The organism is Pseudomonas sp. 1912-s, assembly GCF_029269205.1.
Classification (GTDB): Bacteria; Pseudomonadota; Gammaproteobacteria; order Pseudomonadales; family Pseudomonadaceae; genus Aquipseudomonas.
The window spans coordinates 277,157-302,998 of sequence record NZ_JARIXR010000001.1 but is presented as its reverse complement, the minus strand read 5'-3'; the positions used below and the strand labels follow the sequence as shown (position 1 = coordinate 302,998).

29 protein-coding genes are annotated in these 25,842 nt (G+C 62.0%); 15 read left to right on the top strand and 14 right to left on the bottom strand.

Annotated elements, in window-relative coordinates; translation table 11 throughout:
* Positions 1-3: 3 nt before the first annotated feature.
* The 8 genes from puuE (at position 4) to P3C29_RS01340 (ending at position 7,272) form a co-directional block, all read left to right on the top strand.
* Positions 4-930, top strand: coding sequence for an allantoinase PuuE (puuE, locus tag P3C29_RS01375; RefSeq protein WP_008432189.1), 927 nt, complete (start codon positions 4-6; stop codon positions 928-930).
* Complete coding sequence (gene uraD / locus P3C29_RS01370) at positions 927-1,442, top strand: 2-oxo-4-hydroxy-4-carboxy-5-ureidoimidazoline decarboxylase (RefSeq protein WP_169387526.1); 516 nt, start codon at positions 927-929, stop codon at positions 1,440-1,442. The genes puuE and uraD overlap by 4 nt, the downstream gene beginning before the upstream one ends.
* An 81-nt stretch (positions 1,443-1,523) precedes the next feature.
* Positions 1,524-2,519 carry an allantoicase gene (gene alc / locus P3C29_RS01365; RefSeq protein WP_063032007.1) on the top strand — a complete coding sequence of 332 codons (996 nt, stop codon included), beginning with the start codon at positions 1,524-1,526 and terminating at the stop codon, positions 2,517-2,519.
* A 188-nt stretch (positions 2,520-2,707) separates the two neighbouring features.
* Positions 2,708-3,211 carry an ureidoglycolate lyase gene (locus P3C29_RS01360; RefSeq protein ID WP_010176097.1) on the top strand — a complete coding sequence of 168 codons (504 nt, stop codon included), beginning with the start codon at positions 2,708-2,710 and terminating at the stop codon, positions 3,209-3,211.
* 50 nt (positions 3,212-3,261) lie between these two features.
* A complete protein-coding gene (locus P3C29_RS01355) occupies positions 3,262-4,563 on the top strand; it encodes a urate hydroxylase PuuD (protein ID WP_008432185.1) in 1,302 nt (433 codons plus the stop codon).
* 135 nt (positions 4,564-4,698) lie between these two features.
* Complete coding sequence (locus tag P3C29_RS01350; RefSeq protein WP_010176099.1) at positions 4,699-6,051, top strand: nucleobase:cation symporter-2 family protein; 1,353 nt, start codon at positions 4,699-4,701, stop codon at positions 6,049-6,051.
* Between the two features lie 43 nt (positions 6,052-6,094).
* Positions 6,095-6,490, top strand: a complete 396-nt coding sequence (locus P3C29_RS01345) for a hypothetical protein (RefSeq protein ID WP_169387525.1) — start codon at positions 6,095-6,097, stop codon at positions 6,488-6,490.
* On the top strand, positions 6,487-7,272 hold the full coding sequence (locus tag P3C29_RS01340; RefSeq protein ID WP_003209104.1) for an outer membrane protein OmpK: 786 nt from the start codon (positions 6,487-6,489) through the stop codon (positions 7,270-7,272). The genes P3C29_RS01345 and P3C29_RS01340 overlap by 4 nt, the downstream gene beginning before the upstream one ends.
* Before the next feature lie 81 nt (positions 7,273-7,353).
* Here P3C29_RS01340 and P3C29_RS01335 read toward each other — a convergent pair whose 3' ends face one another.
* Both P3C29_RS01335 and P3C29_RS01330 read right to left on the bottom strand, forming a co-directional pair.
* A complete protein-coding gene (locus P3C29_RS01335) occupies positions 7,354-8,499 on the bottom strand; it encodes a patatin-like phospholipase family protein (RefSeq protein WP_010176102.1) in 1,146 nt (381 codons plus the stop codon).
* Between the two features lie 32 nt (positions 8,500-8,531).
* Complete coding sequence (locus P3C29_RS01330; protein ID WP_010176103.1) at positions 8,532-9,467, bottom strand: lipid A biosynthesis lauroyl acyltransferase; 936 nt, start codon at positions 9,465-9,467, stop codon at positions 8,532-8,534.
* Between the two features lie 118 nt (positions 9,468-9,585).
* Here P3C29_RS01330 and minC point away from each other — a divergent pair, with 118 nt between their 5' ends.
* The 5 genes from minC to P3C29_RS01305 all read left to right on the top strand — a co-directional run bounded on the left by minC (position 9,586) and on the right by P3C29_RS01305 (position 13,810).
* Positions 9,586-10,323 carry a septum site-determining protein MinC gene (minC, locus tag P3C29_RS01325; protein WP_003209099.1) on the top strand — a complete coding sequence of 246 codons (738 nt, stop codon included), beginning with the start codon at positions 9,586-9,588 and terminating at the stop codon, positions 10,321-10,323.
* 199 nt (positions 10,324-10,522) lie between these two features.
* Positions 10,523-11,335: a septum site-determining protein MinD gene (minD, locus tag P3C29_RS01320; protein ID WP_010176105.1), complete on the top strand. Its 813-nt coding sequence runs from the start codon at positions 10,523-10,525 to the stop codon at positions 11,333-11,335.
* A 3-nt stretch (positions 11,336-11,338) separates the two neighbouring features.
* The gene (minE, locus tag P3C29_RS01315; RefSeq protein WP_003175252.1) at positions 11,339-11,593 is read left to right on the top strand and encodes a cell division topological specificity factor MinE; all 255 of its coding nucleotides are present in this window, start codon (positions 11,339-11,341) and stop codon (positions 11,591-11,593) included.
* 96 nt (positions 11,594-11,689) lie between these two features.
* Positions 11,690-12,325 carry an RluA family pseudouridine synthase gene (locus tag P3C29_RS01310; RefSeq protein ID WP_008432172.1) on the top strand — a complete coding sequence of 212 codons (636 nt, stop codon included), beginning with the start codon at positions 11,690-11,692 and terminating at the stop codon, positions 12,323-12,325.
* Positions 12,326-12,520: 195 nt separating this feature from the next.
* Positions 12,521-13,810: a M18 family aminopeptidase gene (locus P3C29_RS01305; protein WP_003209095.1), complete on the top strand. Its 1,290-nt coding sequence runs from the start codon at positions 12,521-12,523 to the stop codon at positions 13,808-13,810.
* A gap of 65 nt (positions 13,811-13,875) precedes the next feature.
* Here the strand turns inward: P3C29_RS01305 and glp are convergent, their stop codons facing one another.
* Both glp and moaB read right to left on the bottom strand, forming a co-directional pair.
* Positions 13,876-15,102, bottom strand: a complete 1,227-nt coding sequence (gene glp / locus P3C29_RS01300) for a gephyrin-like molybdotransferase Glp (RefSeq protein ID WP_201122501.1) — start codon at positions 15,100-15,102, stop codon at positions 13,876-13,878.
* Positions 15,086-15,625: a molybdenum cofactor biosynthesis protein B gene (gene moaB, locus P3C29_RS01295; protein WP_003209092.1), complete on the bottom strand. Its 540-nt coding sequence runs from the start codon at positions 15,623-15,625 to the stop codon at positions 15,086-15,088. The genes glp and moaB overlap by 17 nt, the downstream gene beginning before the upstream one ends.
* Before the next feature lie 75 nt (positions 15,626-15,700).
* On the opposite strand from moaB, the gene mobA reads away from it, so the two are divergent.
* On the top strand, positions 15,701-16,303 hold the full coding sequence (gene mobA / locus P3C29_RS01290) for a molybdenum cofactor guanylyltransferase MobA (RefSeq protein ID WP_201122499.1): 603 nt from the start codon (positions 15,701-15,703) through the stop codon (positions 16,301-16,303).
* Between the two features lie 80 nt (positions 16,304-16,383).
* Entirely contained in the window at positions 16,384-16,605 is a 222-nt protein-coding gene (locus tag P3C29_RS01285; protein WP_003209090.1) for a YgdI/YgdR family lipoprotein, read from the top strand.
* 57 nt (positions 16,606-16,662) lie between these two features.
* Here P3C29_RS01285 and P3C29_RS01280 read toward each other — a convergent pair whose 3' ends face one another.
* The 10 genes from P3C29_RS01280 to P3C29_RS01235 all read right to left on the bottom strand — a co-directional run bounded on the left by P3C29_RS01280 (position 16,663) and on the right by P3C29_RS01235 (position 25,840).
* The gene (locus P3C29_RS01280) at positions 16,663-17,553 is read right to left on the bottom strand and encodes a pseudouridine synthase (protein WP_085989930.1); all 891 of its coding nucleotides are present in this window, start codon (positions 17,551-17,553) and stop codon (positions 16,663-16,665) included.
* Between the two features lie 65 nt (positions 17,554-17,618).
* Positions 17,619-17,954 (bottom strand): hypothetical protein, encoded by a 336-nt coding sequence (locus P3C29_RS01275; RefSeq protein ID WP_029616120.1) that lies wholly within the window; start codon positions 17,952-17,954, stop codon positions 17,619-17,621.
* Positions 17,955-18,028: 74 nt separating this feature from the next.
* Positions 18,029-18,265 carry a glutaredoxin family protein gene (locus P3C29_RS01270; RefSeq protein WP_010176117.1) on the bottom strand — a complete coding sequence of 79 codons (237 nt, stop codon included), beginning with the start codon at positions 18,263-18,265 and terminating at the stop codon, positions 18,029-18,031.
* Positions 18,266-18,344: 79 nt separating this feature from the next.
* Complete coding sequence (locus P3C29_RS01265) at positions 18,345-19,346, bottom strand: aromatic ring-hydroxylating dioxygenase subunit alpha (RefSeq protein ID WP_201122498.1); 1,002 nt, start codon at positions 19,344-19,346, stop codon at positions 18,345-18,347.
* A complete protein-coding gene (locus P3C29_RS01260; RefSeq protein ID WP_275963740.1) occupies positions 19,343-20,482 on the bottom strand; it encodes a hypothetical protein in 1,140 nt (379 codons plus the stop codon). Before P3C29_RS01260 ends, P3C29_RS01265 begins: the two co-directional genes overlap by 4 nt.
* Positions 20,479-21,627 carry an ATP-grasp domain-containing protein gene (locus P3C29_RS01255; RefSeq protein WP_275963739.1) on the bottom strand — a complete coding sequence of 383 codons (1,149 nt, stop codon included), beginning with the start codon at positions 21,625-21,627 and terminating at the stop codon, positions 20,479-20,481. The genes P3C29_RS01260 and P3C29_RS01255 overlap by 4 nt, the downstream gene beginning before the upstream one ends.
* A complete protein-coding gene (locus P3C29_RS01250; RefSeq protein WP_275963738.1) occupies positions 21,615-22,973 on the bottom strand; it encodes a F390 synthetase-related protein in 1,359 nt (452 codons plus the stop codon). The genes P3C29_RS01255 and P3C29_RS01250 overlap by 13 nt, the downstream gene beginning before the upstream one ends.
* The gene (locus P3C29_RS01245; RefSeq protein ID WP_275963737.1) at positions 22,963-23,817 is read right to left on the bottom strand and encodes an MBL fold metallo-hydrolase; all 855 of its coding nucleotides are present in this window, start codon (positions 23,815-23,817) and stop codon (positions 22,963-22,965) included. Before P3C29_RS01245 ends, P3C29_RS01250 begins: the two co-directional genes overlap by 11 nt.
* Positions 23,814-24,821, bottom strand: a complete 1,008-nt coding sequence (locus P3C29_RS01240) for an NAD(P)-dependent oxidoreductase (protein ID WP_275963736.1) — start codon at positions 24,819-24,821, stop codon at positions 23,814-23,816. The genes P3C29_RS01245 and P3C29_RS01240 overlap by 4 nt, the downstream gene beginning before the upstream one ends.
* Complete coding sequence (locus P3C29_RS01235) at positions 24,821-25,840, bottom strand: beta-ketoacyl-ACP synthase 3 (RefSeq protein WP_010176128.1); 1,020 nt, start codon at positions 25,838-25,840, stop codon at positions 24,821-24,823. The genes P3C29_RS01240 and P3C29_RS01235 overlap by 1 nt, the downstream gene beginning before the upstream one ends.
* Positions 25,841-25,842 lie beyond the last annotated feature (2 nt).

Sequence of the window (25,842 nt, the reverse complement as noted above, 5' to 3'; positions counted from 1 at the left end):
GCAGTGAGCGCTGACTACCCACGCGACCTGATCGGTTACGGCAGTAACCCTCCTCACCCACACTGGCCCGGCAAGGCCCGTATCGCCCTGTCGTTCGTACTCAACTACGAAGAAGGCGGCGAGCGCAACATCCTGCATGGCGACAAAGAGTCCGAAGCCTTCCTCTCGGAAATGGTGTCGGCGCAGCCCCTGCAAGGCGAGCGCAACATGAGCATGGAGTCGCTGTACGAATACGGCAGCCGTGCCGGCGTGTGGCGCATCCTCAAGCTGTTCAAGGAATTCGACATCCCGCTGACCATCTTCGCCGTAGCCATGGCCGCCCAGCGCCATCCGGACGTGATCCGCGCGATGGTCGCCGCCGGCCACGAGATCTGCAGCCACGGCTACCGCTGGATCGACTACCAATACATGGACGAGGCCCAGGAACGCGAGCACATGCTCGAAGCGATCCGCATCCTCACCGAACTCACCGGCGAACGCCCGCTGGGCTGGTACACCGGGCGCACCGGCCCCAACACCCGGCGGCTGGTGATGGAGGAAGGTGGCTTCCTCTACGACTGCGACACCTACGACGACGACCTGCCCTACTGGGAACCCAACAACCCGACCGGCAAGCCGCACCTGGTGATCCCCTATACCCTGGACACCAACGACATGCGCTTCACCCAGGTCCAGGGTTTCAACAAGGGCGACGACTTTTTCGAATACCTGAAGGACGCGTTCGACGTGCTGTACGCCGAAGGCGCGGACGCACCGAAAATGCTCTCCATCGGTTTGCACTGCCGCCTGATCGGCCGGCCGGCGCGCCTGGCCGCCCTCAAGCGCTTTATCGAATACGCCAAGGGGCATGATCAGGTGTGGTTCACCCGCCGCGTCGACATCGCCCGTCACTGGCATGACGTACACCCTTTCCAGGGAGCCGCCAAATGACTGCGTTCCAGACCTTGAAACCGTCGACCCTGAGCCGCGACGCATTCGTCACAGCTTTCGCCGACATCTACGAACATTCGCCATGGGTGGCCGAAAAGGCCTTCGACCTGGGCCAGGATTCTTCAATCGACGAGATCGAAACCCTGCACCAGCGCATGAGCGACATCCTGTTGAGCGCCGATCACACCAGTCAACTGGCCCTGATCAACGCTCACCCGGACCTGGCGGGCAAAGCTGCCGTCCAGGGCCAGCTTACCGCAGCCAGCACTGAAGAACAGTCTGGCGCGGGTATTCACCAATGCTCGAGCGACGAGTTTTCGCGCTTCACCGAGCTGAACGATGCCTACAAGGCGAAGTTCAAGTTTCCCTTCATCATGGCGGTAAAAGGCAGCAACCGGCATCAGATCCTGGCCGCGTTTGAAACGCGCATTCACAACTCGGTGGAAGCCGAGTTCAAATGCGCATTGGCCGAGATCAACAAGATCGCGTTGTTCCGATTACTGACTCTTTAAGCAGACCTGGCCCGAGCGGTTCATGAACGCCCAGGGCCTGGCGAGCATCCCAAGCCACTTACTTTAAGGCAGACAAGAAGAATGAAAGCTTACGCCGTACCTTTCGAGAAGTTCGTCAACCTGGCCGACGCCCGCCTGGGCACCAAGATCATCTCTGTGACCGATGACTGGTTCGCCGACGCCAACCGCCTGTTCCAGCCGACCCCGGCCGTGTGGAAGGAGGGCGTTTTCGATGACAACGGCAAGTGGATGGACGGCTGGGAGTCGCGCCGCAAGCGCTTCGAAGGCTACGACAGCGCGGTAATCCGCCTGGGCGTACCGGGCTCGATCAAGGGCGTGGACATCGACACTTCATTCTTCACCGGCAACTTCCCGCCATCGGCGTCCCTGGAAGCCTGCTTCCTGGCGTCCGGCGAGCCGGATGACAACACCCAGTGGGTTGAAGTGCTGTCGGCCGTGGAGCTGCAAGGCAACAGCCATCACTTCCACGAGATCAACAACGACCAGGCCTTCAGCCACCTGCGCTTCAACATCTACCCGGACGGTGGCGTGGCCCGCCTGCGCGTGTACGGCATTCCGTTCCGCGACTGGTCGGCCGTGGGCGACAACGAACAGGTTGACCTGGCTGCGGCCCTGAACGGTGGCCGTGCACTGGCCTGCTCCGATGAACACTTCGGGCGCATGAGCAACATCCTCAACCCGGGCCGTGGCATCAACATGGGCGATGGCTGGGAAACTGCACGTCGTCGTACGCCGGGCAATGACTGGGTGATCGTCGCACTGGGCCACCCGGGCGAGATCGAGAAGATCGTGGTCGACACCCTGCACTTCAAGGGCAACTACCCGGACACCTGCTCGATCCAGGGCGCCTTCGTGAAGGGCGGTACCGACAGCCAGATCGAAACCCAATCGCTGTTCTGGCGCGAACTGCTGCCGGCGCAGAAACTGGAAATGCACGCTGAACACACGTTTGCCGAGCAGATCAAGGCGCTGGGTCCGATCACCCACATTCGTCTGAACGTGTTCCCGGATGGTGGTGTGAGCCGCCTGCGTGTACTGGGCAAGGTTTCGAAGTAAACGGTGAACTTCTGTGGTGAGCGGGCTTGCCCCGCGCTGGGCTGCGAAGCGGCCCAAAAGGTCCGAACGCGGTGCCTGTTTTCAGGGCCGCTTCGCGCCCCAGCGCGGGGCAAGCCCGCTCACCACACAAGCCCCCCTCACCACAAACAGTAATGCCAACAACACAGAATCCGGATAAGAAGACAGCCATGCGCACACTGATGATCGAACCCCTGACCAAAGAAGCCTTCGCCCCTTTCGGAGACGTTATCGAAACCGATGGCAGCGATCACTTCATGATCAACAACGGGTCGACCATGCGCTTTCATAAACTGGCGACGGTGCAAACCGCCACGCCAGAAGACAACGCGATCATCAGCATCTTCCGCGCCGACGCGCAGGACATGCCGCTGACCGTGTGCATGCTGGAACGACACCCGCTGGGCAGCCAGGCTTTCATTCCGCTGCTCGGCAACCCCTTTCTGATCGTGGTCGCGCCCGTTGGCGATGAACCTGTATCGGGCTTGGTCCGCGCCTTCGTTACCAACGGCAGGCAGGGCATTAATTACCATCGCGGCGTCTGGCACCACCCGGTGCTGACGATCGAAAAGCGGGATGACTTCCTGGTGGTTGATCGCAGTGGCACAGGCAATAACTGCGATGAGCATTTTTTCAAAGAGGATGAGCGGTTGATCCTCGCCCCCCACCAATAAGAGAAGGTCTGATCACTCGACGACAGAGTGACAGGCGAGAGGTAAAGACTGTGGAAGCACATTTGATGGAATGGCTGAACCTGAGCGTGCGCTGGGTTCACATGATCACTGGCGTCGCCTGGATCGGCGCTTCGTTCTACTTCGTCTGGCTGGAAAACAACCTCAATCGCGTCAACCCCAAGGACGGCCTCGCCGGCGACTTGTGGGCGATCCACGGTGGCGGTATCTACCACCTGGAAAAATACAAACTGGCCCCGCCGACCATGCCGGACAACCTGCACTGGTTCAAATGGGAAGCCTACTTCACCTGGATGTCCGGCATCGCGCTCCTGTGCGTGGTGTTCTACGCCAACCCGACCTTGTACCTGCTGGCCCCGGGCAGCAGCCTCAGCGGTCCGGAAGGTGTGTTGCTGGGCCTCGGCTCGCTGCTGGCCGGCTGGTTCATCTACTCCTTTCTCTGCGACTCGGCACTGGGCAAGCGCCCTGCCCTGCTCGGCCTGATCCTGTTCGTGCTGTTGATTGCCGCCGCTTACGGCTTCAGCAAAGTGTTCAGTGGCCGTGGTGCGTACCTGCATGTGGGCGCCGTGATCGGCACCATCATGGTGGGTAACGTGTTCCGCATCATCATGCCCGCCCAGCGTGCACTGGTGGCGGCCATCGCGGAAAACCGCACGCCCGACCCGGCACTGCCGGCCAAGGGCCTGCTGCGTTCGCGCCACAACAACTATTTCACCTTGCCGGTGCTGTTCATCATGATCAGCAACCACTTCCCGAGCACCTACGGCAGCCAATACAACTGGCTGATCCTGGCGGGTATCGCAGTGGCGGCCGTGTTGGTACGGCACTACTTCAACACCCGTCATAACAGCCAGAAATATGCCTGGACCCTGCCGGTGGGCGCGCTGGCAATGATTTGCCTGGCCTACGTGACCGGCCCAAAACCGGTGGCGACTGCACCGGAAGTGGCCAAGGCTCCCGCGGCGATCGAGTACCAGCCACTGCCAGAAACGGCATTGGGTGGCGGGCTTAAACCGGCTGCGCCAGCAGCACCTGCACCGGCTCCCGCCGAAGCGGCACCAGCCCAGGCGTCGATTGATTTTGACAAGGTCCACGGGGTGATTCAGGAGCGCTGTGCGGTGTGCCATTCGGCCAAGCCCACCAGCCCGCTGTTCAGCACCGCGCCCGCCGGGGTGATGTTTGATACACCCCAGCAGATCCAGCAAATGGCCCCGCGCATCCAGGCGCAGGCCGTGGCCAGCCAGATCATGCCGCTGGGCAATATCACCCAGATGACCCAGCAGGAACGGGACTTGATTGGCACCTGGATCACTCAGGGGGCGCGTACCAACTAACAGCCTGATGCAGATCCAAATGTGGGAGCGGGCTTGCTCGCTCCCACACTAGAGTTGCGGCGTGTTTTGAAGAATGAGTTCCACCCGGCAATTGAATGCCGAACAACACAACAATAAAAAGATTCGAGGTGTTGCATGTCCCAGTTGGAAACGCAGATTCCTGCCGCGCCCCCCATGGTGCGGCTTCCCCTCTTGCAACTGATTCTGGTAGGCCTGCAACACGTCTTGCTGATGTACGGTGGCGCCGTCGCCGTGCCTTTGATCATCGGCCAGGCCGCGGGCCTGAGCCGTGAAGAAATCGCCTTCCTGATCAACGCCGACCTGCTGGTGGCCGGCATCGCAACCATGGTCCAGTCGTTCGGCATCGGCCCCGTCGGCATCCGCATGCCGGTGATGATGGGCGCCAGTTTCGCCGCAGTCGGCAGCATGGTCGCCATGGCGGGCATGCCCGGCATCGGCCTGCAAGGGATCTTCGGCGCAACCATCGCCGCCGGTTTTTTCGGCATGCTGATCGCGCCGTTCATGTCCAAGGTGGTGCGCTTCTTTCCGCCGCTGGTGACCGGCACCGTGATCACCGCCATCGGTCTTTCGCTGTTTCCCGTCGCGGTCAATTGGGCCGGCGGCGGTGCTGCGGCCTCCACGTTTGGCTCACCGATTTACCTGGCGATCGCCGCACTGGTACTGGCCACAATCCTGCTGATCAACCGTTTCATGCGCGGTTTCTGGGTGAACATCTCGGTGCTGATCGGCATGGCCCTCGGCTACGGGTTGTGCGGGATGATCGGCATGGTCGACCTCAGCGGTCTCGCGCAAGCGCCGTGGGTGCAAGTGGTGACGCCGCTGCATTTCGGCATGCCCAAGTTCGAGTTGGCGCCGATTCTGTCGATGTGCCTGGTGGTGGTGATTATCTTCGTCGAGTCCACCGGGATGTTCCTTGCCCTGGGCAAGATCACCGGCCAGGACGTCACGCCAAAGATGCTGCGTCGCGGTTTGTTGTGTGACGCCGGCGCGTCGTTTTTTGCCGGGTTCTTCAACACCTTTACCCACTCCTCGTTCGCGCAGAACATCGGCCTGGTGCAGATGACCGGCGTGCGCTGCCGCTCGGTGACGATCATGGCGGGGGCGTTTCTGATTGTGCTGAGCCTGCTGCCCAAGGCCGCGTTTCTCGTGGCCTCGATTCCTCCCGCTGTACTGGGCGGCGCAGCGATTGCCATGTTCGGCATGGTGGCGGCCACCGGGATCAAGATCCTCCAGGAAGCCGACATCGCCGACCGCCGTAACCAGTTGCTGGTGGCGGTGAGTATTGGCATGGGTTTGATCCCGGTGGTGCGTCCCGAATTCTTCGCGCAACTGCCGCTGTGGATGAGCCCGATCACTCACAGCGGTATCGCCATGGCCACGATCAGTGCGCTGTCGCTGAACCTGTTATTCAACATTCTGGGTGGCGCCGAGCGCGCTGTTACCAGCGAACACGCACACCAACATTGATTCCTGCGTCACAACAAAAACAATAACGATCAGGGAATACACCATGCACGCCATTCACCCGGGGCCGGCCAGACGCCGTGCCCCATTCTCGCCCCGCGCGCTCTGTAACAGCGCACTTGAGCACAGGCCTGGGAGTCAGTATTCTCGGCGCCCGCTCAAATCGACTCAAAAAAAAACAGCGAATGTAAAAGCTGACTGCAAGGCCAACTTATCCCGGCCCCAGGTCCGCAGCCAATGTGTGCAAAAACTCTCCGAATTCGACTGCGTCAATCGCAGCCGACGGGGATTTTTTGGCTTTTTAAACACCTTGGCGCAGCTCTTGCTAAAAGCATTAAAGCTGACCGAACAGACGATTTTTGCGGTAAGCCAAAAGACGCCACACCAGAGCGTCCGCTTAGAAAAAAAACCAGAAACCTTTACCTCGGGAGCAACCGAATGAAACGTACTGTGAACAGCCTGATGCTGGCAGGATCCCTGCTGGCCGGGGGCCAGGCCATGGCCGGTGATCTGCTGCAGTGGCAGAACAACAGCCTGACTTATCTGTGGGGCAAGAACTTCACTGTCAACCCGCAGATCCAGCAAACCGTGACCTTCGAACACGCCGACGCGTGGAAGTACGGTGACAACTTCTTCTTTCTCGACCGCATCTTTTACAACGGCAAGGAAGACGGCAACGTAGGCCCAAGTACTTACTACGGTGAGTTCAGCCCGCGCTTGTCGTTCGGCAAGATTTTCGACAAGGACTTGTCGTTCGGTCCGATCAAGGACGTGTTGCTGGCGTTCACTTACGAGTTCGGTGAAGGCGATAACGAATCGTACTTGCTGGGCCCGGGCTTCGACTTGGCAATCCCTGGTTTCGATTACTTCCAGTTGAACTTCTACCAACGCCAGACCGAAGGCAATCGCCCGGGTGACGGCGTGTGGCAGATCACACCGGTGTGGTCGTACACAATCCCGGTGGGCAACTCCAATGTGCTGATCGACGGTTTTATGGACTGGGTGGTGGACAACGACAAGAACGCCCGCGGCACTTACCACGCCAACCTGCACTTCAACCCGCAGATCAAATATGACCTGGGCAAGGCGCTGCATTGGGGCGAGAAGCAGTTGTATGTCGGTATCGAGTACGACTACTGGAAGAACAAATACGGGATCCAGGACAGCGGCGCGTTCGAGACCAATCAGGACACGGCGAGCCTGTTGGTGAAGTACCACTTCTGATGTTCCCCTGTAGGAGCCCGGCTTGCTGGCGATGGCGTTCTCAAGGGCGCTATCGCCGGCAAGCCGGACTCCTACAGGTAATCAGCCAAGGCCCAGAAACCGCTTCAGCTCTTCGCGCTTGGCCAGCGCATCCCGCCGTCCCAATTCGATCAACTCGCTGCAATATCCCGCCTCGAACAGCAAGTAGCTGAGCACGCCCGCGCCACTGGTTTTGGTCGCCCCCGGCCCGCGCAGAAACAGGCGCAATGCCGCCGGCAATTCCTGGCGGTGACGTGCCGCAATTTCATCGATTGGCTGGCTCGGCGCGATCACCAATACTTCCACCGGCGCCAACCCTTGTATCGCCGCATTGGCAGGCAACACATGACTGAACTGGTTCAGGCGCTCGAGCAATTCGATGTCGCTTTCCAGGCTGTCGATGAACGTGCTGTTGAGCATGTGCCCGCCGATCTGCGCCAGGGTCGGCTCCTGACCCGTGAACGTGCGTGCCGGGTTCGACGGGTCATTGCCGCGCGGGTTGCCACTGACGCCCACCACCAGCACACGGCTCGCCCCCAGGTGCAACGCCGGGCTGATCGGCGCCGATTGCCGCACGGCACCGTCGCCAAAATATTCCTGATCGAGTTTCACCGGCGCAAACAGCAGCGGAATCGCCGAGCTGGCCAACAGGTGTTCAACGGTCAATTGGGTGGGAATGCCGATGCGCCGATGCCGCAGCCACGCATCGATGGTGCCGCCACCCTGATAGAAGGTGACCGCTTGCCCGGACTCGTAGCCAAACGCAGTGACGGCCACCGCATGCAGGTGCTTCTGGCGGATCGACTCGTTGATGCCTTCCAGGTGCAGTTTGTCCCGCAACAAGTCCCGCAGCGGCGAACTGTTGAGCAGCGCTACCGGCACCTGCGCTCCCAGCCCCAGCAGGCTGTGGATAAGAAACCGGCTCGCCTGGCTGATCACTCCGGGCCAGTCGCTGCGCAGCACCAGGTGGCTGCGAAAGCCTTGCCAGAAGGCGGTCAGGCGCTGGATGGCGGCGGTAAAATCCATCGCGCCGCTGGCCAGGCTGACCGCATTGATCGCCCCGGCCGAGGTGCCGACAATCACCGGAAACGGATTGGCCGCCCCCGGCGGCAACAGTTCGGCAATCGCCGCCAATACCCCCACCTGATAGGCGGCCCGCGCCCCGCCTCCGGAAAGAATCAAACCTGTGACCGGTTCAGCTGGGCGCATTGCATCACTCCATGTTGCTTGGGGACTTCAGATCAACGACGGCGTTTCTCATACAGCTTAGGCTCACCCGGTGGCCGGCTCTTGAAGCGGCGGTGGGTCCACAGGTATTGCTCGGGGCATTCGCGCACGGAGGCCTCAACCCACTGGTTGATGCGCAGGCAATCGATCTCGTCGGTTTCACCGGGGAAGTCGGTGAGCGGCGGATGGATCACCAGGCGATAACCACTGCCGTCGGCCAGGCGTTCCTGGGTGAACGGCACCACCAGCGCCTTGCCCAGGCGTGCAAACTTGCTGGTGGCGGTGACGGTGGCGGCCTGAATGCCGAACAACGGCACGAAGATACTTTGCTTGGCGCCGTAGTCCTGGTCCGGTGCGTACCAGATGGCGCGGCCAGCCCGCAGCAGCTTGAGCATGCCGCGCACGTCTTCGCGCTCTACGGCCAGGGAGTCGAGGTTGTGCCGCTCGCGGCCACGGCGCTGGACGAAATCGAACAGCGGGTTGCCGTGCTCGCGGTACATGCCGTCGATGGTGTGTTTCTGCCCCAGCAACGCGGCGCCGATTTCCAGGGTGGTGAAATGCAGGGCCATGAGGATCACGCCCTTGCCTTCCAACTGCGCCTGCTTGAGGTGCTCCAGCCCTTCGACATGGGCCAGGCGCGCCAGGCGCGGCTTGGACCACCACCAGCTCATGGCCATCTCGAAGAAGGCAATGCCGGTGGAGGCAAAGTTTTCCTTGAGCAAATGTTTACGCTCTTTGGCGGACTTTTCCGGGAAGCACAGCTCCAGGTTTCGCGCGGCGATGCGTCGACGTTCACCGGCTACCCGGTACATTCCCGCACCCAGGGCACGGCCAATCCCCAGTAAAACCCGGTATGGCAACTGCACAATCAGCCACAGCAAACCGAGTCCCAGCCATAACAGCCAAAAACGCGGGTGAAAAAATTCAGCTCGAAAACGCGGGCGATCCATTAATGATTCCGGCAAAGACAACGGCCGCGCATTCTACAACGGTTCGACCCGGCTTGCGGCTAGCGGATGTTCTCGTTATAAGTCTCGACACTTTTCGTGACAAGCCGCTTTGCCGACCATGAGCCAAACCGAACCGCTAGACCAAGATCCCGTGTTCCAGCTGAAAGGCAGCATGCTCGCCATTACCGTGCTGGAACTGGCCCGCAACGACCTTGATGCCCTGGACCGCCAGCTCGCCGCCAAGGTCGCCCTCGCGCCGAACTTCTTCAACAATGCGCCGCTGGTGCTGGCCCTGGACAAACTCCCGGCCGGCCAGGGCGCTGTCGACCTGCCCGGTCTGATGCGTGTGTGCCGTCAACATGGCCTGCGCACCCTGGCGATTCGTGCCAGCCGTATCGAAGACATTGCCGCGGCAATCGCCATTGAACTGCCAGTACTGCCGCCGTCCGGTGCACGGGAGCGTCCGCTCGACCCGTTGGTCGGCGAAGAGAAGAAAAAACCGGAAAAACCGCCGGAGCCGACGATCAAGCCTACAAAGATCATCACCTCTCCCGTACGGGGCGGGCAGCAGATTTACGCCCAGGGTGGCGACCTTGTCGTCATCGCCCCGGTCAGTCCGGGGGCGGAACTTCTCGCCGACGGAAACATCCATGTATACGGCCCCATGCGTGGTCGTGCACTGGCCGGCATAAAAGGTGACACAAAGGCCCGTATTTTTTGCCAGCAGTTGACCGCTGAGCTAGTGTCCATCGCAGGCCAGTACAAGGTTTCGGAAGATTTGCGCCGCGATCCGCTGTGGGGGGCCGGGGTACAAGTCAGCCTGTCGGGCGATGTGTTGAACATCGTTCGTCTTTAACGGATACTGCCGCATTTTCCAAGCATCTCTAGACTCTGATAGCACAGCGAAAACGGCAAAACTTGTGTAGGAATAATTTAAAGGCGGGGTTTGCCCAGGCAAACCGTGCTTTCTCCTACAAGAGCTGCCCGCCTGCAGCGAGTTTCAAGAGATGTTTTTCAGGGGCTAAAAAGTCCTTTTTCCTTAGGGGTGAAACACCTTGGCCAAGATTCTCGTGGTTACATCCGGCAAGGGTGGTGTGGGTAAGACCACCACCAGCGCCGCTATCGGTACCGGCCTCGCTCTGCGCGGCCACAAGACAGTCATCGTCGACTTCGACGTCGGTTTGCGTAACCTCGACCTGATCATGGGCTGCGAACGCCGCGTGGTGTACGACTTCGTCAATGTCGTGAACGGCGAAGCCAACCTGCAACAGGCCCTCATCAAGGACAAGCGCCTTGAGAACCTGTACGTACTGGCCGCCAGCCAGACCCGCGACAAAGAAGCGCTGACCAAGGAAGGCGTGGGCAAGGTCCTCGCCGAACTGAAAGAAACCTTCGAATACGTGGTGTGCGATTCCCCGGCGGGTATCGAGACCGGTGCTCACCTGGCGATGTACTTCGCCGACGAAGCCATCGTCGTGACCAACCCTGAAGTGTCGTCGGTACGTGACTCGGACCGCATGCTCGGCCTGCTGGCCAGCAAGTCCCAGCGCGCCGAGAAAGGCGAAGAGCCGATCAAGGAACACCTGCTGCTGACCCGTTACAACCCTGAGCGCGTCAGCAAGGGCGAGATGCTCGGCGTTGAAGACGTCAAGGACATCCTGGCCGTGACCCTGCTGGGCGTGATCCCGGAATCCCAGGCTGTGCTGAAGGCTTCCAACCAGGGCGTGCCGGTGATTCTCGACGACCAGAGCGACGCCGGCCAGGCGTACAGCGATGCGGTTGATCGCTTGCTGGGCAAAACCGTGGAACATCGCTTCCTCGATGTAGCGAAGAAGGGATTCTTCGAGCGTATCTTTGGAGGCAACTAAACAATGAAATTTCTCGACTTCTTTCGCGCCAACAAAAAGCCAAGTACCGCGTCGGTAGCGAAAGAGCGTCTACAGATCATCGTGGCGCACGAACGCGGCCAACGCAGCACCCCGGATTACCTGCCAGCCTTGCAGAAGGAACTGGTTGAGGTGATCCGCAAGTACGTCAATATCGGCAACGATGACGTGCATGTCGCCCTGGAAAATGACGGCAGCTGCTCGATTCTGGAACTCAATATCACCCTGCCTGATCGTTGATCGAAAAGGCGGTCGCCACGGCGGCTCGGTTACCTGGCTCCCCACAAGGGGCCGGGTGAGCGAGCCGCCGTTGGCGTTTGTTACGAGGCTGTTTTAATGCCGTTGTCCAATGTCCATATCCTTCATCAGGACGCTGCTGTCCTGGTGGTGAACAAGCCAACCCTGCTGCTCTCGGTGCCCGGTCGCGCCGACGACAACAAGGACTGCCTGATCACCCGCCTGCAGGAAAACGGCTACCCCGAAGCCCGCATCGTCCACCGGCTGGACTGGGAAACGTCGGGCATCATCCTGCTGGCTCGCGACGCAGACACCCACCGTGAACTGTCCCGTCAGTTCCACGACCGGGAAACCGAAAAGGCCTACACCGCGCTGTGCTGGGGCCAACCGGAACTGGACAGCGGCAGCATCGACCTGCCATTGCGCTACGACCCGCCGACCAAGCCACGGCACGTGGTGGACCATGAGTTCGGCAAGAACGCGCTGACCTTCTGGAAAGTCCTGGAGCGCTGCGGCGACTGGTGCCGGGTTGAACTGACGCCGATCACCGGCCGTTCGCATCAACTGCGGGTGCACATGCTGTCCATCGGGCATCCGTTGCTGGGTGACGGTTTGTACGCCCATGAACAGGCACTGGCCGCCTGGCCACGCCTGTGCCTGCACGCCAGCATGTTGAGCTTCACCCATCCCCAGAGCGGCGAGCGTCTGCGCTTCGAGTGCCCGGCGCCGTTTTAAGCTGCAACCCCGATCAAAGGTGGGAGCTGGCTTGCCTGCGATAACGGTGTGTCAGCCCCATATTGGTGACTGGCAGACCGCTATCGCAGGCAAGCCAGCTCCCACATGGGTTTTGTGCCCGTATCAAGAAAACAGCTTCCCTCCAAATTCTGAGCCAATACGGTAAACTCGCGCCATTGCTGTCTGGAGCTACTTATGCGCGAAGAGTTGAACCAAGGCCTGATCGACTTCCTCAAGGCCTCCCCTACCCCGTTTCATGCCACCGCCGCCCTTGCACAGCGCCTGGAGGCGGCCGGTTTCCAGCGTCTTGACGAGCGCGAGACCTGGACCACCGAGGCCAACGGGCGTTATTACGTGACCCGCAACGACTCCTCGATCATCGCCTTCAAGCTCGGCCGCCACTCGCCCCTGCAAGGCGGCATCCGCCTGGTCGGCGCCCACACCGACAGCCCGTGCCTGCGGGTCAAGCCACAACCTGAACTGCAACGCCAGGGTTTCTGGCAACTGGGTGTGGAAGTGTACGGCGGTGCGCTGCTGGCACCGTGGTTCGACCGCGACCTGTCCCTGGCTGGCCGCGTGACTTTCCGCCGTGACGGCAAGGTCGAAAGCCAGTTGATCGACTTCAAGCTGCCCATCGCGATCATCCCCAACCTGGCCATTCACCTGAACCGTGAAGCCAACCAGGGTTGGGCGATCAATGCCCAGACCGAACTGCCGCCGATCCTCGCGCAGTTTGCCGGTGACGAGCGTGTGGACTTCCGCGCAGTGCTCACCGAGCAGTTGGCCCGTGAACACGGCCTGAACGCTGATGTGGTGCTCGACTATGAACTGAGCTTCTACGACACCCAGAGCGCGGCCGTGATCGGCCTCAATGGCGACTTTATCGCCGGTGCCCGCCTCGACAACCTGCTGTCGTGCTACGCCGGCCTGCAAGCCTTGCTCACCGCCGAAACCGACGAAACCTGCGTGCTGGTGTGCAACGACCACGAAGAAGTCGGCTCGTGCTCCGCCTGCGGTGCCGACGGCCCGATGCTGGAGCAGACCCTGCGTCGCCTGCTGCCGGAAGGTGATGAATTCGTACGCACCATCCAGAAGTCGCTGCTGGTGTCTGCGGACAACGCCCACGGCGTGCACCCCAACTACGCCGAGAAGCACGACGCCAACCACGGCCCGAAACTCAATGCCGGCCCGGTGATCAAGGTCAACAGCAACCAGCGCTACGCCACCAACAGCGAAACGGCCGGGTTCTTCCGCCACCTGTGCATGGCTGAAGAAGTGCCGGTGCAGAGCTTTGTGGTACGCAGCGACATGGGGTGCGGCTCGACCATCGGCCCGATCACCGCCAGTCACCTGGGCGTGCGCACCGTGGATATCGGTTTGCCGACGTTTGCCATGCACTCGATTCGCGAGCTGTGCGGCAGCCATGACCTGGCGCACCTGGTGAAGGTGCTGAGTGCGTTTTACGCGAGTCGTGATTTGCCGTAAACCTGAGGAAATCGAGCTTTTGTGGCGAGGGAGCTTGCTCCCTCGCCACAAGGGTAATGCGGTGACTAACTCAAGACTTCACTCAACGGAATGAAGTTGACCCGATCACCGATCTCCAGCGTCGTCCCTTCCCGCACTTCCACCAACCCCTCGGCCCAGGCCGCACTGCGCAGCACACCCGAGCTCTGGTTGCGGTAGATGATCGCCTTGCCCTGCTCCAGCCGACCGCGCAAGTACTCGCGACGGTTCCCCGGCTTGGCCCACACAAACCCCACCGGCACTTCAATGCGCAACGGCTGCACGTCCTGCACGCCCTGGCGGCGCAACAGGTAAGGCCGCGCCAGCAAGGCGAAGGTCACCAGCGTCGACGCCGGGTTGCCCGGCAAACCGATCACCGGCACGCCACGGAAATGCCCGAACGTCAGGGGCTTGCCCGGCTTGATCGCCAGCTTCCACAGCGCCAGTTCACCTTCTTCGCGCAGCGCAATCCCGAGGAAATCCGCCTCGCCCACCGACACACCGCCGGTGGACAGGATCAGGTCAACCGAGCCCAACGCCCCCAGGCGCTCGCGGGTTTGTTCCAGGTCATCCGGCAGGATCCCGGCGTCCACCACTTCGCAGCCCAGGCGCTCCAGCCAGCTGCACAACACCCGGCGATTGCTGTTGTAGATCTGCCCGGGGCCCAACGGCAGGCCCGGCTCGATCAACTCGTCGCCGGTGGACAGCACGGCCACACGGGCGCGACGGATCACCTCCAGGCGATCACGGCCCAGGGATGCGGCCAGCCCCAGTTCGATCGGCCCCAGGCGTGTGCCGGCGGGCAACACCAATTCGCCCACGGTGGTTTCCTGGCCTTGGGGACGGATGTTTTGATCCACCTGCAGCGACTCGGTAAAGCTCACGCGCTGATCGGGGTGGACCACGGCGTTTTCCTGCATCTCAACGCAGTCCGCCCCTTCCGGCACCGGGGCGCCGGTGAAGATCCGCGCACAGGTGCCGGCGGCCAGGGGCTGCGGTGCCGTGCCGGCGAAAATGCGCTGGCTGACCACCAGTGGCTCGCCGGTCCAGTCCGCCAGGCGCAGGGCGTACCCGTCCATGGCGCTGTTGGGCCACGGCGGCAAGTCCAGGGTAGAAACCAGCGCCTGCGCCAGCACCCGACCGTCACATTCGGCCAGCGGCAAGGTTTCCTGCTCGCGAATCGGCGCTGCCTCGGCCATCGCCAGCAGCTGTTCGAGGGCGTCTTCCACCGGCATCAACGCGCCGGTCTTGCCCGGCTTACCCACGGGATTCACAGGGCTCGGCCTGTTTCAGGTGCGGGACGAAGTTGCACGGGCGGTGACGGTTATCCAGCTGCTCGGCGAGTATCCCGTCCCAACCGGTGCGCACCGCGTTGGTGGAGCCCGGCAGGCAGCACACCAGGGTGCCATTGGCCAGGCCGGCCAGGGCACGGGACTGCACGGTGGAGGTGCCGATATCGGCCACGGAAATTTGCCGGAACAGCTCACCGAAACCATCTACCTGCTTGTCCAGCAAGCAGCTCACCGCTTCCGGGGTGCTGTCGCGGCCGGTGAAGCCGGTACCGCCGGTGATCAACACCACCTGCACCACGTCTTCGGCAATCCAGTGCGCCACTTGCGCACGGATTTTGTACAGATCATCTTTAAGCAGCACCCGCTCGGCCAGCAGGTGGCCGGCGGCGGTCAGGCGGTCGACGAAGACCTGGCCCGAGGTGTCGGTTTCCAGGGTGCGGGTGTCACTGACCGTCAATACAGCGATATTCAGGGGTACAAAGGGCGCATCAGCCTTGGCTTTCATGGCTCGGTCCGGTTGTCGAAGGAACAGCCCGATGTTATATCACAGCCCCCCATTTCACTGCCCGCAGGAGCCGTCATGCCAAGCCATTCTTTCCCACTGCCCTGCTCCGTGCTGTTGCTGGCCGGCGGCCGAGGCCAGCGCATGGGCGGCCTCGACAAGGGCTTGCTCGACTGGCACGGGCAGCCTCTGATTGCGCACCTGCATCGCCTGGTGCGGCCGTTGACCGACGACCTGATCATCTCCTGCAATCGCAACCAGGCGCAGTATGCGGCGTACGCCGATCAATTGGTCGGCGATGACAGCCCGGACTTCCCCGGCCCCCTTGCCGGTATCCGCGCAGGGCTGGCGGCGGCACGGCATGGGCATCTGCTGGTGTTGCCGTGCGACGTGCCGCAAATCGATGAGCAACTGCTCGCCGACCTGCTCGGCACGGCCCGGCAAAACCCGTTGCTGCCGGTGATGGTGCGCCATGGCGACTTCTGGGAGCCGTTGCTGTGTGTGATACCCACTCTGCTACATGAAACTTTCGAGCGTGCCTGGGCAGCCGGCGAGCGCAGCCCACGCCAGATCATGCAGGCGCTGGGGGCCAAGGCCCTGGATTGCCCTGCGGATGACCCTCGCCTGGCCAACTTCAACACACCTGAGTTGTTGCACCGCCCGCCCAGCGTGTCAGAATGAACGTCGAACAAGGAACTTTGCCGGCGTTGCACACGTCACAAGGTCAGTACTCAACAAAGCATTCTCTCGGAGACAAACTCATGACTCAACGGACCATCGCCGCTCTCATGCTTGCACTGGGCCTCGCTACCCTTGCCGGTTGCGCCTCGCCAACAGTGATCACCCTGAATGACGGTCGCGAAATCCAGGCCGTCGACACTCCTAAATTCGACAAGTCCACCGGCTTCTACGAATTCGAACAGCTGGATGGCAAGCGCACCCAGATCAACAAGGATCAGGTTCGCACCGTTAAAGACCTGTAAGTCTTAACGCCGGATACGAAAAAGCCCGCTTGATGCGGGCTTTTTCGTACCTGGGGTTTACCAGTCCAGGCTGATCTCGCTGCGAAAACTGCGCTCCTGGCCGGTCACCGGGTCGATAAAACGCACGCCCTGGGCCAGCAGCTTGAGCGGATTGGCGTAGTCGTCCTCGGCATCCTTGATGACGTCAGGGTAGAACGGATCATTGCAGATACTCGCGCCCAACGCCGTCATGTGCACCCGCAACTGGTGTTTCTTGCCGGTCACCGGAAACAGGCCATAACGCCACAAGTCACCCTGCTTTTCCCGCACCTCGACTGCCGTCTCGGTATTACTCGCGCCCTCGCCTTCTTGCATGCGAAAGAACGGCTCGCCATCCACCAGCCGGCTTTTATGCACCAGCGGAAACGTCAGCCCGGGCAAGGCCGGGGCAATGGCTTCATAGAACTTGTCGATCTTGCGCGTGGGAAACAGCTGTTGATACGCCGAACGCGTCCGGGGATTGGCCGAAAACAACACCAGCCCCGCCGTATGCCGGTCGATGCGATGCAGCGGCACCAGGGCCGGGTTGTCCAAGCGGCGAATCAAGCGCCGCAACAGGGTTTGTTCGACGTACTCACCGGCGGGCGTTACCGGCAGAAAATGCGGCTTGTCGGCCACCACCAAGTGTTCATCGGCGTACAGGATGGTCTCCTGAACCGGGATCACTTTCTCGTTCGGCACTTCACGGAAATAGTAGATGCACAGGCCTTCGCGGTAGGCGAGGTCCTGATGGATGGGTGCCCCGTTGATGTCCAGCACCCGGCCCCGGGCGACGCGGTCCAGCCATTGTTCACGGCTGATGGCCGGGAAGTGCTCACACAGGCAATCCAGCACGGTCGCCCAGGCGCCTGGCGGCAGGTACAACGTGCTGGCTTGATGCTGGGCAGCGGAAAAAACGGACATGGGCAGGCTCAACGCGTCGAAATACAGGCGGGCATTATCCCGCATGCCGCTGGATCAGGCCCAGCACAGATTCAGGCCTTGACCAATTCCGCGCGCAACACCGGCGATGCACTGGCCGCCTCGGTGAATTCCTTGAGCCAGCGCAGCACATCCACCGCTTCCCAGCGGCCCGGATCGTAAAGCGCGTACAGCAAGCCCTGATAGCCCACCACATCCAGCTGCTTGTGATAACCGGCACGCTGGAACAGCGCCTCGATCTCGGCAAAGCAGGTATTGAAATGCACTTTGTTAAACGGCGTCTTGCCTTCCGTGACCAGGCCATCGAGGCGCAGCTCGTTCACCGCGTCGCGCACGACGTCGGCGGACATGCGATTGACGCTGCTTTTCAGTTGTTCAACATTCACCACGGGCGTTCCCTCTCATTCAATCGCTGTACAAACATACAGTAACCGAATAATCGGGAACTCGCCATCGCCGAGTGCTAGCCAAGAAAGTTCACCACCTGCGCTTCGTCGAACGGCCACTCCAGCTCGGCGCCCGTGTCCACCCGGCGCAGCACCGGAATCCGCAGGCCGTAGGCCTCGAACAAGGCTTCGGAATCGGCGATATCCACCAACTCCACCAACAGGCCGTGTTCGACCAACGGCATGATTTCGGCTTCGGCAAACTCACACAGGTGGCAGCCCAGGGTGCCGAACAACTGACATTCAGGAAGCATGGCAAAGGGTCCGGGAAGAATCAGGTGCCTATTCTAACAGTGTCCGGGTACCGCAAAACATGGCCCCCTCCTGACGCCCCTACAGCCAGATTTCCAGCTCTCGCTCGGCAAAGACCAGTGGCTGACCGTTCTCCAGCAACTGTCGTATGCCTGGCCCCAGCAGGTCTTGCGGCCCATCCAGAGGCGTCGCCGGGATGCGGTGAAAGCGCCGCTGATTAGCGCTGACACGCTCGAGGATCTGACGGTCCTGGCGCAGGATCACCCCGAACAACCGGCGCAACACCCAACGCTTGAGCAGCGCCGGCAATACTCCGCGTGTCGTGGCCACCCGGGCAAACAAGCGCAATTGGCCATCGCCACTCGGCGTCATCCACGCACTGACCAGCAAGTTAACGCCGCCGCGTGCATCGCGGTATTCGATCTCGGCCAGCCCCGGCAAACGAAAGCGTCCCATGCTGACGCCACGCTCGCCCTCGAACCAGTGTGAGATCAACCCTGACTGCTTGCCCTCTTCGCTATAGACCGCCTCCACGCCGTCTGCGAGGGCGCGCACCCGAACCCTGAGTTTTTGCCGCTGCCTGTCGTGTCGTATCCATCCGGCATGCACGAAATGCGTGTGAAACCCGTCGAGGAAATTTTCCGCAGCGTCCTGGAGTGAGCACTGCACCTGGTCGGTTATCCAGAATGTGTCGAGGTTCTGCTGCTGCGGGGCAGGCGCCACCGGCGGTGCTTGCGGACGCTCGGGCCCTGGACTGACCCAGACCAGCCCGTGGGCCTCGCAACTCTGCACACTATCCAGCAACGGCTTGTTGCACGTTGCCTGCTCGGTGCCCGGCACCCGCGTACAGCGCCCGTCGGCGGCAAATCGCCAACCGTGATAGGGGCATTCGATCTGCCCATCACGCACCTTGCCTGCGCTCAATGGCGCAAAGCGATGAGGGCAGCGATCAGGCAGGACGGCGGCGCGCCCGCCCTCATCCCGAAACAGCACCAGCGGCAGACCCAAAAGCTGGCATGCCAACGGCGCATTGCGCAGTTCGTGGCTCAGGGCTACCGGCCACCAGGCGTTTACCTGACTCATAGTTTGAACCTGCGCATCAGGGGCACACCGATGCCATGCAACAGTTGGCTCAGGACACGCCAAACCCACCTGCGGCCCCAGGATAAATGGGCGACATGGATCAGGCTGTATTCGATCTGCGGCTGGCCCCCGCGCAAGCGTTTGAACCCGGCAGCACCCGAACTGAAATTCAGCACCACACCGCGCTCAACCGCCTCTTGCAGGCACAACCGCGTGAGCTGGCGGTACAACCCGGCCCGCTGTGGCAAGCCCGTGTCGTAACCCACGATCGGCGTGCTGATCAGTGCCGCATTGGCAAACCAGCCCAGGGCACCGTCAATGCGCCCCTCACTGTTGCGTAACGCGCGCATCTCCAGCCAGCCTTCGCGCTGACCACGCTGCATCCACTGGGCGCTGTAGTGCGGGTTCAGCGTGCTGTACTTGTCCAGGTAAAGCAGGTTGTAAAGATGCTCGATGCGTTGGAAGTCGGCGTCGTCCAGCGCTGCGCCCGGCACCACTTCATAGGGGCTGCGGCGCAGCAACGTGGCGTCAAGCCGGGTGTTGTGGTGGTTGAGAAAGGCGGCCTGTGCCCCCGCCCGGCCATCGAACAGATAGACCTGCCGAGTGGGAATACTCAGGTAGCCGAGGTTTTCCAGACACTGGCGCAATGGCCGATTGCTGAAGTCGTTCAGCGAGCGAAAACCAAACCCGTGATCGGGAAACGTTCGCTGCAGCAAGGCGGTGATCGCCGGCAACTCGTTGATGTCCCAATCGCCGGGGTAAAGGTTGGTGGACAGAAGCCAGTTGTTGACCTGCACCAGCTTGTCGATCCTGGCCCAGCGCAACATGTGCTGCACGCCCTGGGTCAGGACCTTCAGCGGCCAGGTCAGCCGGGGCCGCCCAAGGCGTTTGATCTCTTCGAGGGCGTAACCGCTGAAGGCGGTTTGAGGCGACACCACGTAGCAATTGCCATCCGGCTCAAGGCCCTCGGTGATACTGACGGGGAACTGCTGCGTCCCGGTGTCGAGCAGCGCCATGCGGGTGCTGACGTTGCCGATCAGCGCGCCGCCGGCGCAGGTGCGCACATAGCGCCGGGCAAGGCTATCGTCGGCGGGTGGGGGCTCATTGAGCAGTTGCTCTTCGAACAGTAACCTCATGGCAGGTACTCGCTCAACGGCTGGCCGTTCCACTCGATGTCTGCGGTGGACGCGGCCAGCAGCCCGCAGCGCCGGGAAGCCGCGCGGGCGATGATTTCCGCCAGGCTCAGGAGTTGGGCAGGCAGCGGCCAGAAGTCACCCTGGCGGGTAATCACATCCCGGGCATCGCTATAGTCACGCCAGAAGCCCGCGCTCAATACCCGCTGCGGCGCTGCCAGCAGAAGCATCGCCAGCGCAATCATCCGGGGCTCGCAGGTGGGTTCAAGCACACCGCTGCCAGTCAGGCTGGCCACCAGTTGCTTGCGCTGATTGTCAAACAGGTGCACCCCACTGGTGGCTCGCGGGTTGCATTCCAGGACATGAAAATGTCCGCCTGACTCTTCGATAAAGTCGAAGCCGACTTGCCCGGTGTAGCCCGTTTCGCGACCGAATTGTTCGAGAAACTGGCGCACCGGCACTGGCATACAAGGCTCGAAATAAATCCCCGACCCACGCCCCACCCGGTAGCGCGGGTGGTAGCAGCTGTGGGCGCGCAACTCACCGTCGATCAACACGCTGAAGCTGCAGTATTCCCGGCCCTCGATAAACCGCTGCGCCACCCACGGCGCCGCTTCACTGGGCTGTACCTTGACCAGTTGTCCGGCAGACGGACGAATCAACGTCTGGGAGGCAAAACGCGAATAAGCCGGCTTGAACACCCACTGGCCTGCTTCATCCATCAATGCCTGCACCGCCGGGCGATCGGTCAACAGCCGGGTTTCAGGCGCCGCCAACGCCCACCCCTCGGTCATGGCGGCAAAGCGCCCCTTGTGATGCAAGCGATGCAGCAAGGCAAAATCGCTGGTCAATATCCGGCACAGCGGCGCCAGGCGTGCGAGACCGTGAGCCAGGTAAAACACTTCCTCGCAGGTGGGCAGTAGCAAATCGATGTGCTGCGCCTGGATCACCTGCGCCAGCGCCTCGATCCAGGCGGCGGGAGCCTGTCGAGGTTCCGGCAAACGCACAAAGTGTTGCACCGAACAGCTGAAACGGCTCAGCGGCTGGCTCAAGGAATCACCCACGCTGACCGTCCAGCCCGCCTCGTCAAAGGCCCGCGCCCACTCCAGGCACGCTGGGGCGCGTGCGCCAAGAATCAGTACATGCATGGCAAACCCTCGGGCAGTTGCAGCAGTTTCAGACGGCGGCGCTTGGCAAACGCCGGCGGCGGCTGCCACTGGCCAAAACTCAACGCCGGAGGTTGCAGCCCCTGCTGCTGGCAGAATGCGTGAATGCTTTGGATCAAGGCCTGGCACAGGTCGGCGTGATCACCGGCAGCTTGCACGTTGATCTGCCAGTGCAGGCCTTGCTGGTGGATTTCATATTCCCGCAAGCACTCACCGTGCATCAGCAAGGCGCGCCGCAGCACATCCGGATAGAGCGCGCGCAATTGAACACCGCTCACGTCGGGCAGCCAGAGAATGTCATCCATACGCCCCTCGACCGCGGCAATCGCGCGTTCGACACGCCCGCACGCGCAAGGCGCCTGGGTCACCCGCAACACATCGTTGAGACGGTAACGCACGATCAATTGGGTGCGTCGGGAGAAGTCGGTGATAATCGGCTGAAAACGTGTGCGCGCGGCGTCCAGCCAATCCGCCTCGATGTGCAGGTGGCTTTCGTTCAGGTGCAAAGTACCCTGTTCGCAGGTGTAGCCAAGGAAGCCTTCGCTGGCCTGGTAAATCTGCCGGGGAGCCACGCCGAACGCCGCCTGCGCCGCTTCTGCATCCGCCGTTTCGAGGACTTCCGCCACCGACAGGATATGGCTCGGGCGGATGGACAGGCGCCCGGCCAGCGCGGCTTCGGCCAACCCGCGCAATACCGTGGCCGGCGCCACCAGTACGTCGGGTTGCTGAGTGTTGAGACGCGCCAGGCCGGCGTCGAGCCCAAGGGTCAGGTCGTGGAAGGCAAAGTCGATGCGTCGACTGGCCAGCGTTGTGTAGAGCCGGCTATTGGCCCGTAGAAAGAATGCGATGCGCAACGGCGCGCACCATGGAAAAAGCAGGCGTGGCAGCAGATGACGCGGCAGCGTGCGCGCCAGCAGGATGCCGGCCCAACGTTGACGCTCAAGGCTGCTGACGAGGAATACGCCTTGATTACCCGAGGTCCCGCTCGACAAGCCGACGGTGAGGTCACCCAGCGTCGGGCTGAAATCCCGGGACTCTTCAGCCCGGCGTGCCACCGGCAGCACCTGCGCCAGGCTCAAGCCACGGGTGTTGAACCCGGCGAAATCGCCCATCAGCGTGGCTTTGTCCATCAGCGGCAAAGCACTCAGGTCCGTCACCACCTGCCCCTTGAAACGGTGCGACTGAGGCAATACCCGTTGCAGGAAATACTTCAACTGGCGTGCCTGCCAGGCTTCCAGTTGTTCCCGGCGGGCAAACTGCAGCCAGTAGCGGCTGTGCAGGAAACTGGCGGTGCTGCGCAATGTGCCGATCAAGCGCTCATCGCTCATCGCCGAACGCCTCCCAGGCATGGGTGCAATGGGAAGGCAGCACGGCCACGGCCGGTTCGCGGCGAATCAACTCGCCCAAGCCGCTGTAGGTCTGGCGATACTGTTTGGCATCGTGGCTGGCAAACCACAAGGCCGGTGGCGCCGGCAACCGCCCGGCACGACAGGCGGGGACCGACCAGCACGCGTCGGCCACCAGAAACACCGGTCGCCCCTGGGCATCGGGCATGAACAAACCCAACTGCCCTTCGCTATGCCCCGGCAGCGGAACGCCCAGCAGGCTGCCATCGCCGAGCAGATCCAGACCGTGGTGAAACGGTGTCATCCAGTCCGGCAGCGCGGCTTTTTTGCAGGTGTCGGCGAGGGTCATGCGCGCGGCGAAATCGTCGGGCAACAACGCCGGCAGATGACCGCCCAGGGTCGCTCGCCAGCGATGGCCCCGCAGGCTGTCGATGTGTTTGCGGTCGGCCTCCAATGCGATGAACTTGGCCTGGGGGAAGTCCCTGAGCCCGGCGATGTGATCGCTGTGGAAGTGCGAAATGATCACCGTGCGTATGTCATCGGGACCGATACCGAATGCGCGTAATTGCGTGAGCAGCTGTTCTTTCACCGGCAGCTCGACCGGCACCGCGCTGCGATACAGGCGCTCGGGCAGTGCCTGGGTGGCGTTAAAAAAGTGCTCGGCGTAACCGGTGTCGTAGAGTATCCAGCCCGCGTCGGGATGGCGGATCAAACCGCACAAGGCCGGAAAACGCGTCGGCGCCCAGCGCCCTCCCCGATCGGCCAGGCATTCCAGGTGCTGGCACCAGCCGGCGCGCAACACACTCAGGCTGACAGTACGGCTCATGCTCCCACTCCTTGTTGGGCAAGCCACCACTGCGCGTGCTGGCGGATGCCTTCGTCCTGCGTCACGACCGGGCGGTAGCCCAGCTCGTTTCGAATGGCACTCAGGTCCAGGGTTTGGCTGAACGCCAGCACACCGGCGCCATAGCGTGTCAGCAACGGCTCGCCGCTGCCTCTCAGGTGTGCGCCGACTTCCAGCACCCGAGCCAGCGCGTCCATGAGTCGCCATGGCAAGCGCCGGGTGCGCAGATTCAGTTGAAACTGCTCGGCGACGCGTTGCAGTAAGTCAGCGACCGTCAACGGCGTGCCATTGCTGACGTTATAGGTGCACACCGCCCGTGGCAGCGGTTGGGTCAGGCTCAACTGCACCGCGTGTACCAGGTTGTCGACGCAGGTAAGGTCCAGTTGCGCCTGCCCCCCCCGCATCAGCGGAATCGGCCCGCGCTGCATCACCCGCACCAGACGTGGCATCAAGGTGGCGTCCCACGGGCCAAACACCGCACGCGGGCGCAGGATCACTGCTTCGGCAAGCCCCGCCTCATTCACCCGTACTTCCGCCAATGCCTTGCTGCGCGCGTATTCGTTGACCGGGGGTGGCAGTGGTTCGTCTTCACGAATATCGAGACGATCACGGAACGCAAAATACAGACTGGGTGTGGACAAGTGCACCAGCCGCTTCACCTGGTTGACGCGGCAGGCATTCAGCACCTCGGCAGTGGAATCGAGATTGGCTCGGGCAAATGCTGGCACCGTACCCCATGGCGAGGACAGCGCCGCGCAATGAACCACCGCCGCACACGCACGCGAGGCATCGAGCAACGTGCGGCAAGCCTCTGAGGTGCCGTGCTCCAGCGGCACCCAGGATGCCACGCCGGGGCTCTGGCGAATGACCTCGGCCGCAGCACGGGCATTGCGGCCGGTAAACTGCACCTCACACCCCTGGCCGGCGAGGCGCCAGACAATGTGCCGACCAATGAATCCGGTGCCACCGGTGACGAGAACTTTCATCAGTACTCCAGGACCATGCCGCCAAGGGATAAGCCCGCGCCGGTACCTATCAACATCAGGCGCTGGCCGCGCTGGATACGCTGGTCACGGATGGCGATATCCAGCGCGGTGGGCAGCGACGCCGCCACCTGATTGCCGTGCGAAGCGAAGATGTCGATGACCTGTTCCGGGGCAAATCCCAACCGTCGGGCCGCATGCTGCATCGCCTGCTGGCTGGCCTGGTGCGGGATGACCCAATCAATCTGCGACTTGGTCAAACCGGCCTGATCCAGCAGTTCTTCCACCAGCATGGGCAGGTGTTTGGCCGCCAGCCGAAACACACTTTTGCCCTGCATCGAAAAACTGGTCAGTGGTTCGAACGGGCCGTCGATGCGCCGCGGGTGATGACGCGAACCGCCGGCGGGGATCTGGCACAAATCTGCGCCTTCGGAATACGTCTTGAGGTTTGAGGCCAGGATTTTCGACCCGCCGTCGCTGACTGCCAGCACCACCGCCGCAGCACCGTCGCCGAAGATTGCGCAGACTTCCACCTGCTGCCAGTCCAGCCCGCAGGAAGCGATGTCCGAACACACCAGCAAGATGCGCTGGTAGCGCCCGGCCAGCAGCGGCCAGGACAGCGTATCCAGCGCGGCGATAAACCCCAGGCAACTTGCATTGATGTCCATGGCGGGAATGCCGGAAGACCCCAACCCCAATTCGCGGTGCAACAACGCGGCGTTACACGGCATGCCCTGGTCCATGGTGCCACTGGCACAGACCACCAGGTCGATCTGCTCCAGCGCCAGCCCCGCGGCCAGCAATGCCCGGTGTGCGGCAATGGCACCGAGGCTCGCGGCGTTCTCGCGACGGCTGGCCACGTGCCGATGGGTGACGCCGCTGACGCGAGCGACGCTGCCGGCTACCAGACCGAGTTGAACATCCAGTTGCGCACTGGTGAGGATGTGCTCAGGCAGTGCATGCCCGGTCCCCAGGATTATTATTGGCCTGTGGGCAAGGGGCAAACGTTGAGAGGTTGGCATTC

Bases quoted from the DNA above. Each gene is read 5' to 3' on its own strand.
- P3C29_RS01270 (WP_010176117.1), bottom strand. From the start codon at position 18,265: ATGCTTCCTGAATGTCAGTTGTTCGGCACCCTGGGCTGCCACCTGTGT.
- P3C29_RS01255 (WP_275963739.1), bottom strand. From the start codon at position 21,627: ATGCATGTACTGATTCTTGGCGCACGCGCCCCAGCGTGCCTGGAGTGG.
- minC (WP_003209099.1), top strand. From the start codon at position 9,586: ATGAGCCAAACCGAACCGCTAGACCAAGATCCCGTGTTCCAGCTGAAA.
- uraD (WP_169387526.1), top strand. From the start codon at position 927: ATGACTGCGTTCCAGACCTTGAAACCGTCGACCCTGAGCCGCGACGCA.
- moaB (WP_003209092.1), bottom strand. From the start codon at position 15,625: ATGAAAGCCAAGGCTGATGCGCCCTTTGTACCCCTGAATATCGCTGTA.
- mobA (WP_201122499.1), top strand. From the start codon at position 15,701: ATGCCAAGCCATTCTTTCCCACTGCCCTGCTCCGTGCTGTTGCTGGCC.
- P3C29_RS01345 (WP_169387525.1), top strand. From the start codon at position 6,095: ATGCACGCCATTCACCCGGGGCCGGCCAGACGCCGTGCCCCATTCTCG.
- P3C29_RS01310 (WP_008432172.1), top strand. From the start codon at position 11,690: ATGCCGTTGTCCAATGTCCATATCCTTCATCAGGACGCTGCTGTCCTG.
- P3C29_RS01240 (WP_275963736.1), bottom strand. From the start codon at position 24,821: ATGAAAGTTCTCGTCACCGGTGGCACCGGATTCATTGGTCGGCACATT.
- P3C29_RS01260 (WP_275963740.1), bottom strand. From the start codon at position 20,482: ATGAGGTTACTGTTCGAAGAGCAACTGCTCAATGAGCCCCCACCCGCC.
- P3C29_RS01285 (WP_003209090.1), top strand. From the start codon at position 16,384: ATGACTCAACGGACCATCGCCGCTCTCATGCTTGCACTGGGCCTCGCT.
- P3C29_RS01335 (WP_010176102.1), bottom strand. From the start codon at position 8,499: ATGCGCCCAGCTGAACCGGTCACAGGTTTGATTCTTTCCGGAGGCGGG.
- P3C29_RS01305 (WP_003209095.1), top strand. From the start codon at position 12,521: ATGCGCGAAGAGTTGAACCAAGGCCTGATCGACTTCCTCAAGGCCTCC.
- minE (WP_003175252.1), top strand. From the start codon at position 11,339: ATGAAATTTCTCGACTTCTTTCGCGCCAACAAAAAGCCAAGTACCGCG.
- P3C29_RS01350 (WP_010176099.1), top strand. From the start codon at position 4,699: ATGTCCCAGTTGGAAACGCAGATTCCTGCCGCGCCCCCCATGGTGCGG.
- P3C29_RS01360 (WP_010176097.1), top strand. From the start codon at position 2,708: ATGCGCACACTGATGATCGAACCCCTGACCAAAGAAGCCTTCGCCCCT.
- P3C29_RS01250 (WP_275963738.1), bottom strand. From the start codon at position 22,973: ATGAGCGATGAGCGCTTGATCGGCACATTGCGCAGCACCGCCAGTTTC.
- alc (WP_063032007.1), top strand. From the start codon at position 1,524: ATGAAAGCTTACGCCGTACCTTTCGAGAAGTTCGTCAACCTGGCCGAC.
- P3C29_RS01245 (WP_275963737.1), bottom strand. From the start codon at position 23,817: ATGAGCCGTACTGTCAGCCTGAGTGTGTTGCGCGCCGGCTGGTGCCAG.
- P3C29_RS01235 (WP_010176128.1), bottom strand. From the start codon at position 25,840: ATGCCAACCTCTCAACGTTTGCCCCTTGCCCACAGGCCAATAATAATC.
- P3C29_RS01340 (WP_003209104.1), top strand. From the start codon at position 6,487: ATGAAACGTACTGTGAACAGCCTGATGCTGGCAGGATCCCTGCTGGCC.
- P3C29_RS01265 (WP_201122498.1), bottom strand. From the start codon at position 19,346: ATGAGTCAGGTAAACGCCTGGTGGCCGGTAGCCCTGAGCCACGAACTG.
- P3C29_RS01330 (WP_010176103.1), bottom strand. From the start codon at position 9,467: ATGGATCGCCCGCGTTTTCGAGCTGAATTTTTTCACCCGCGTTTTTGG.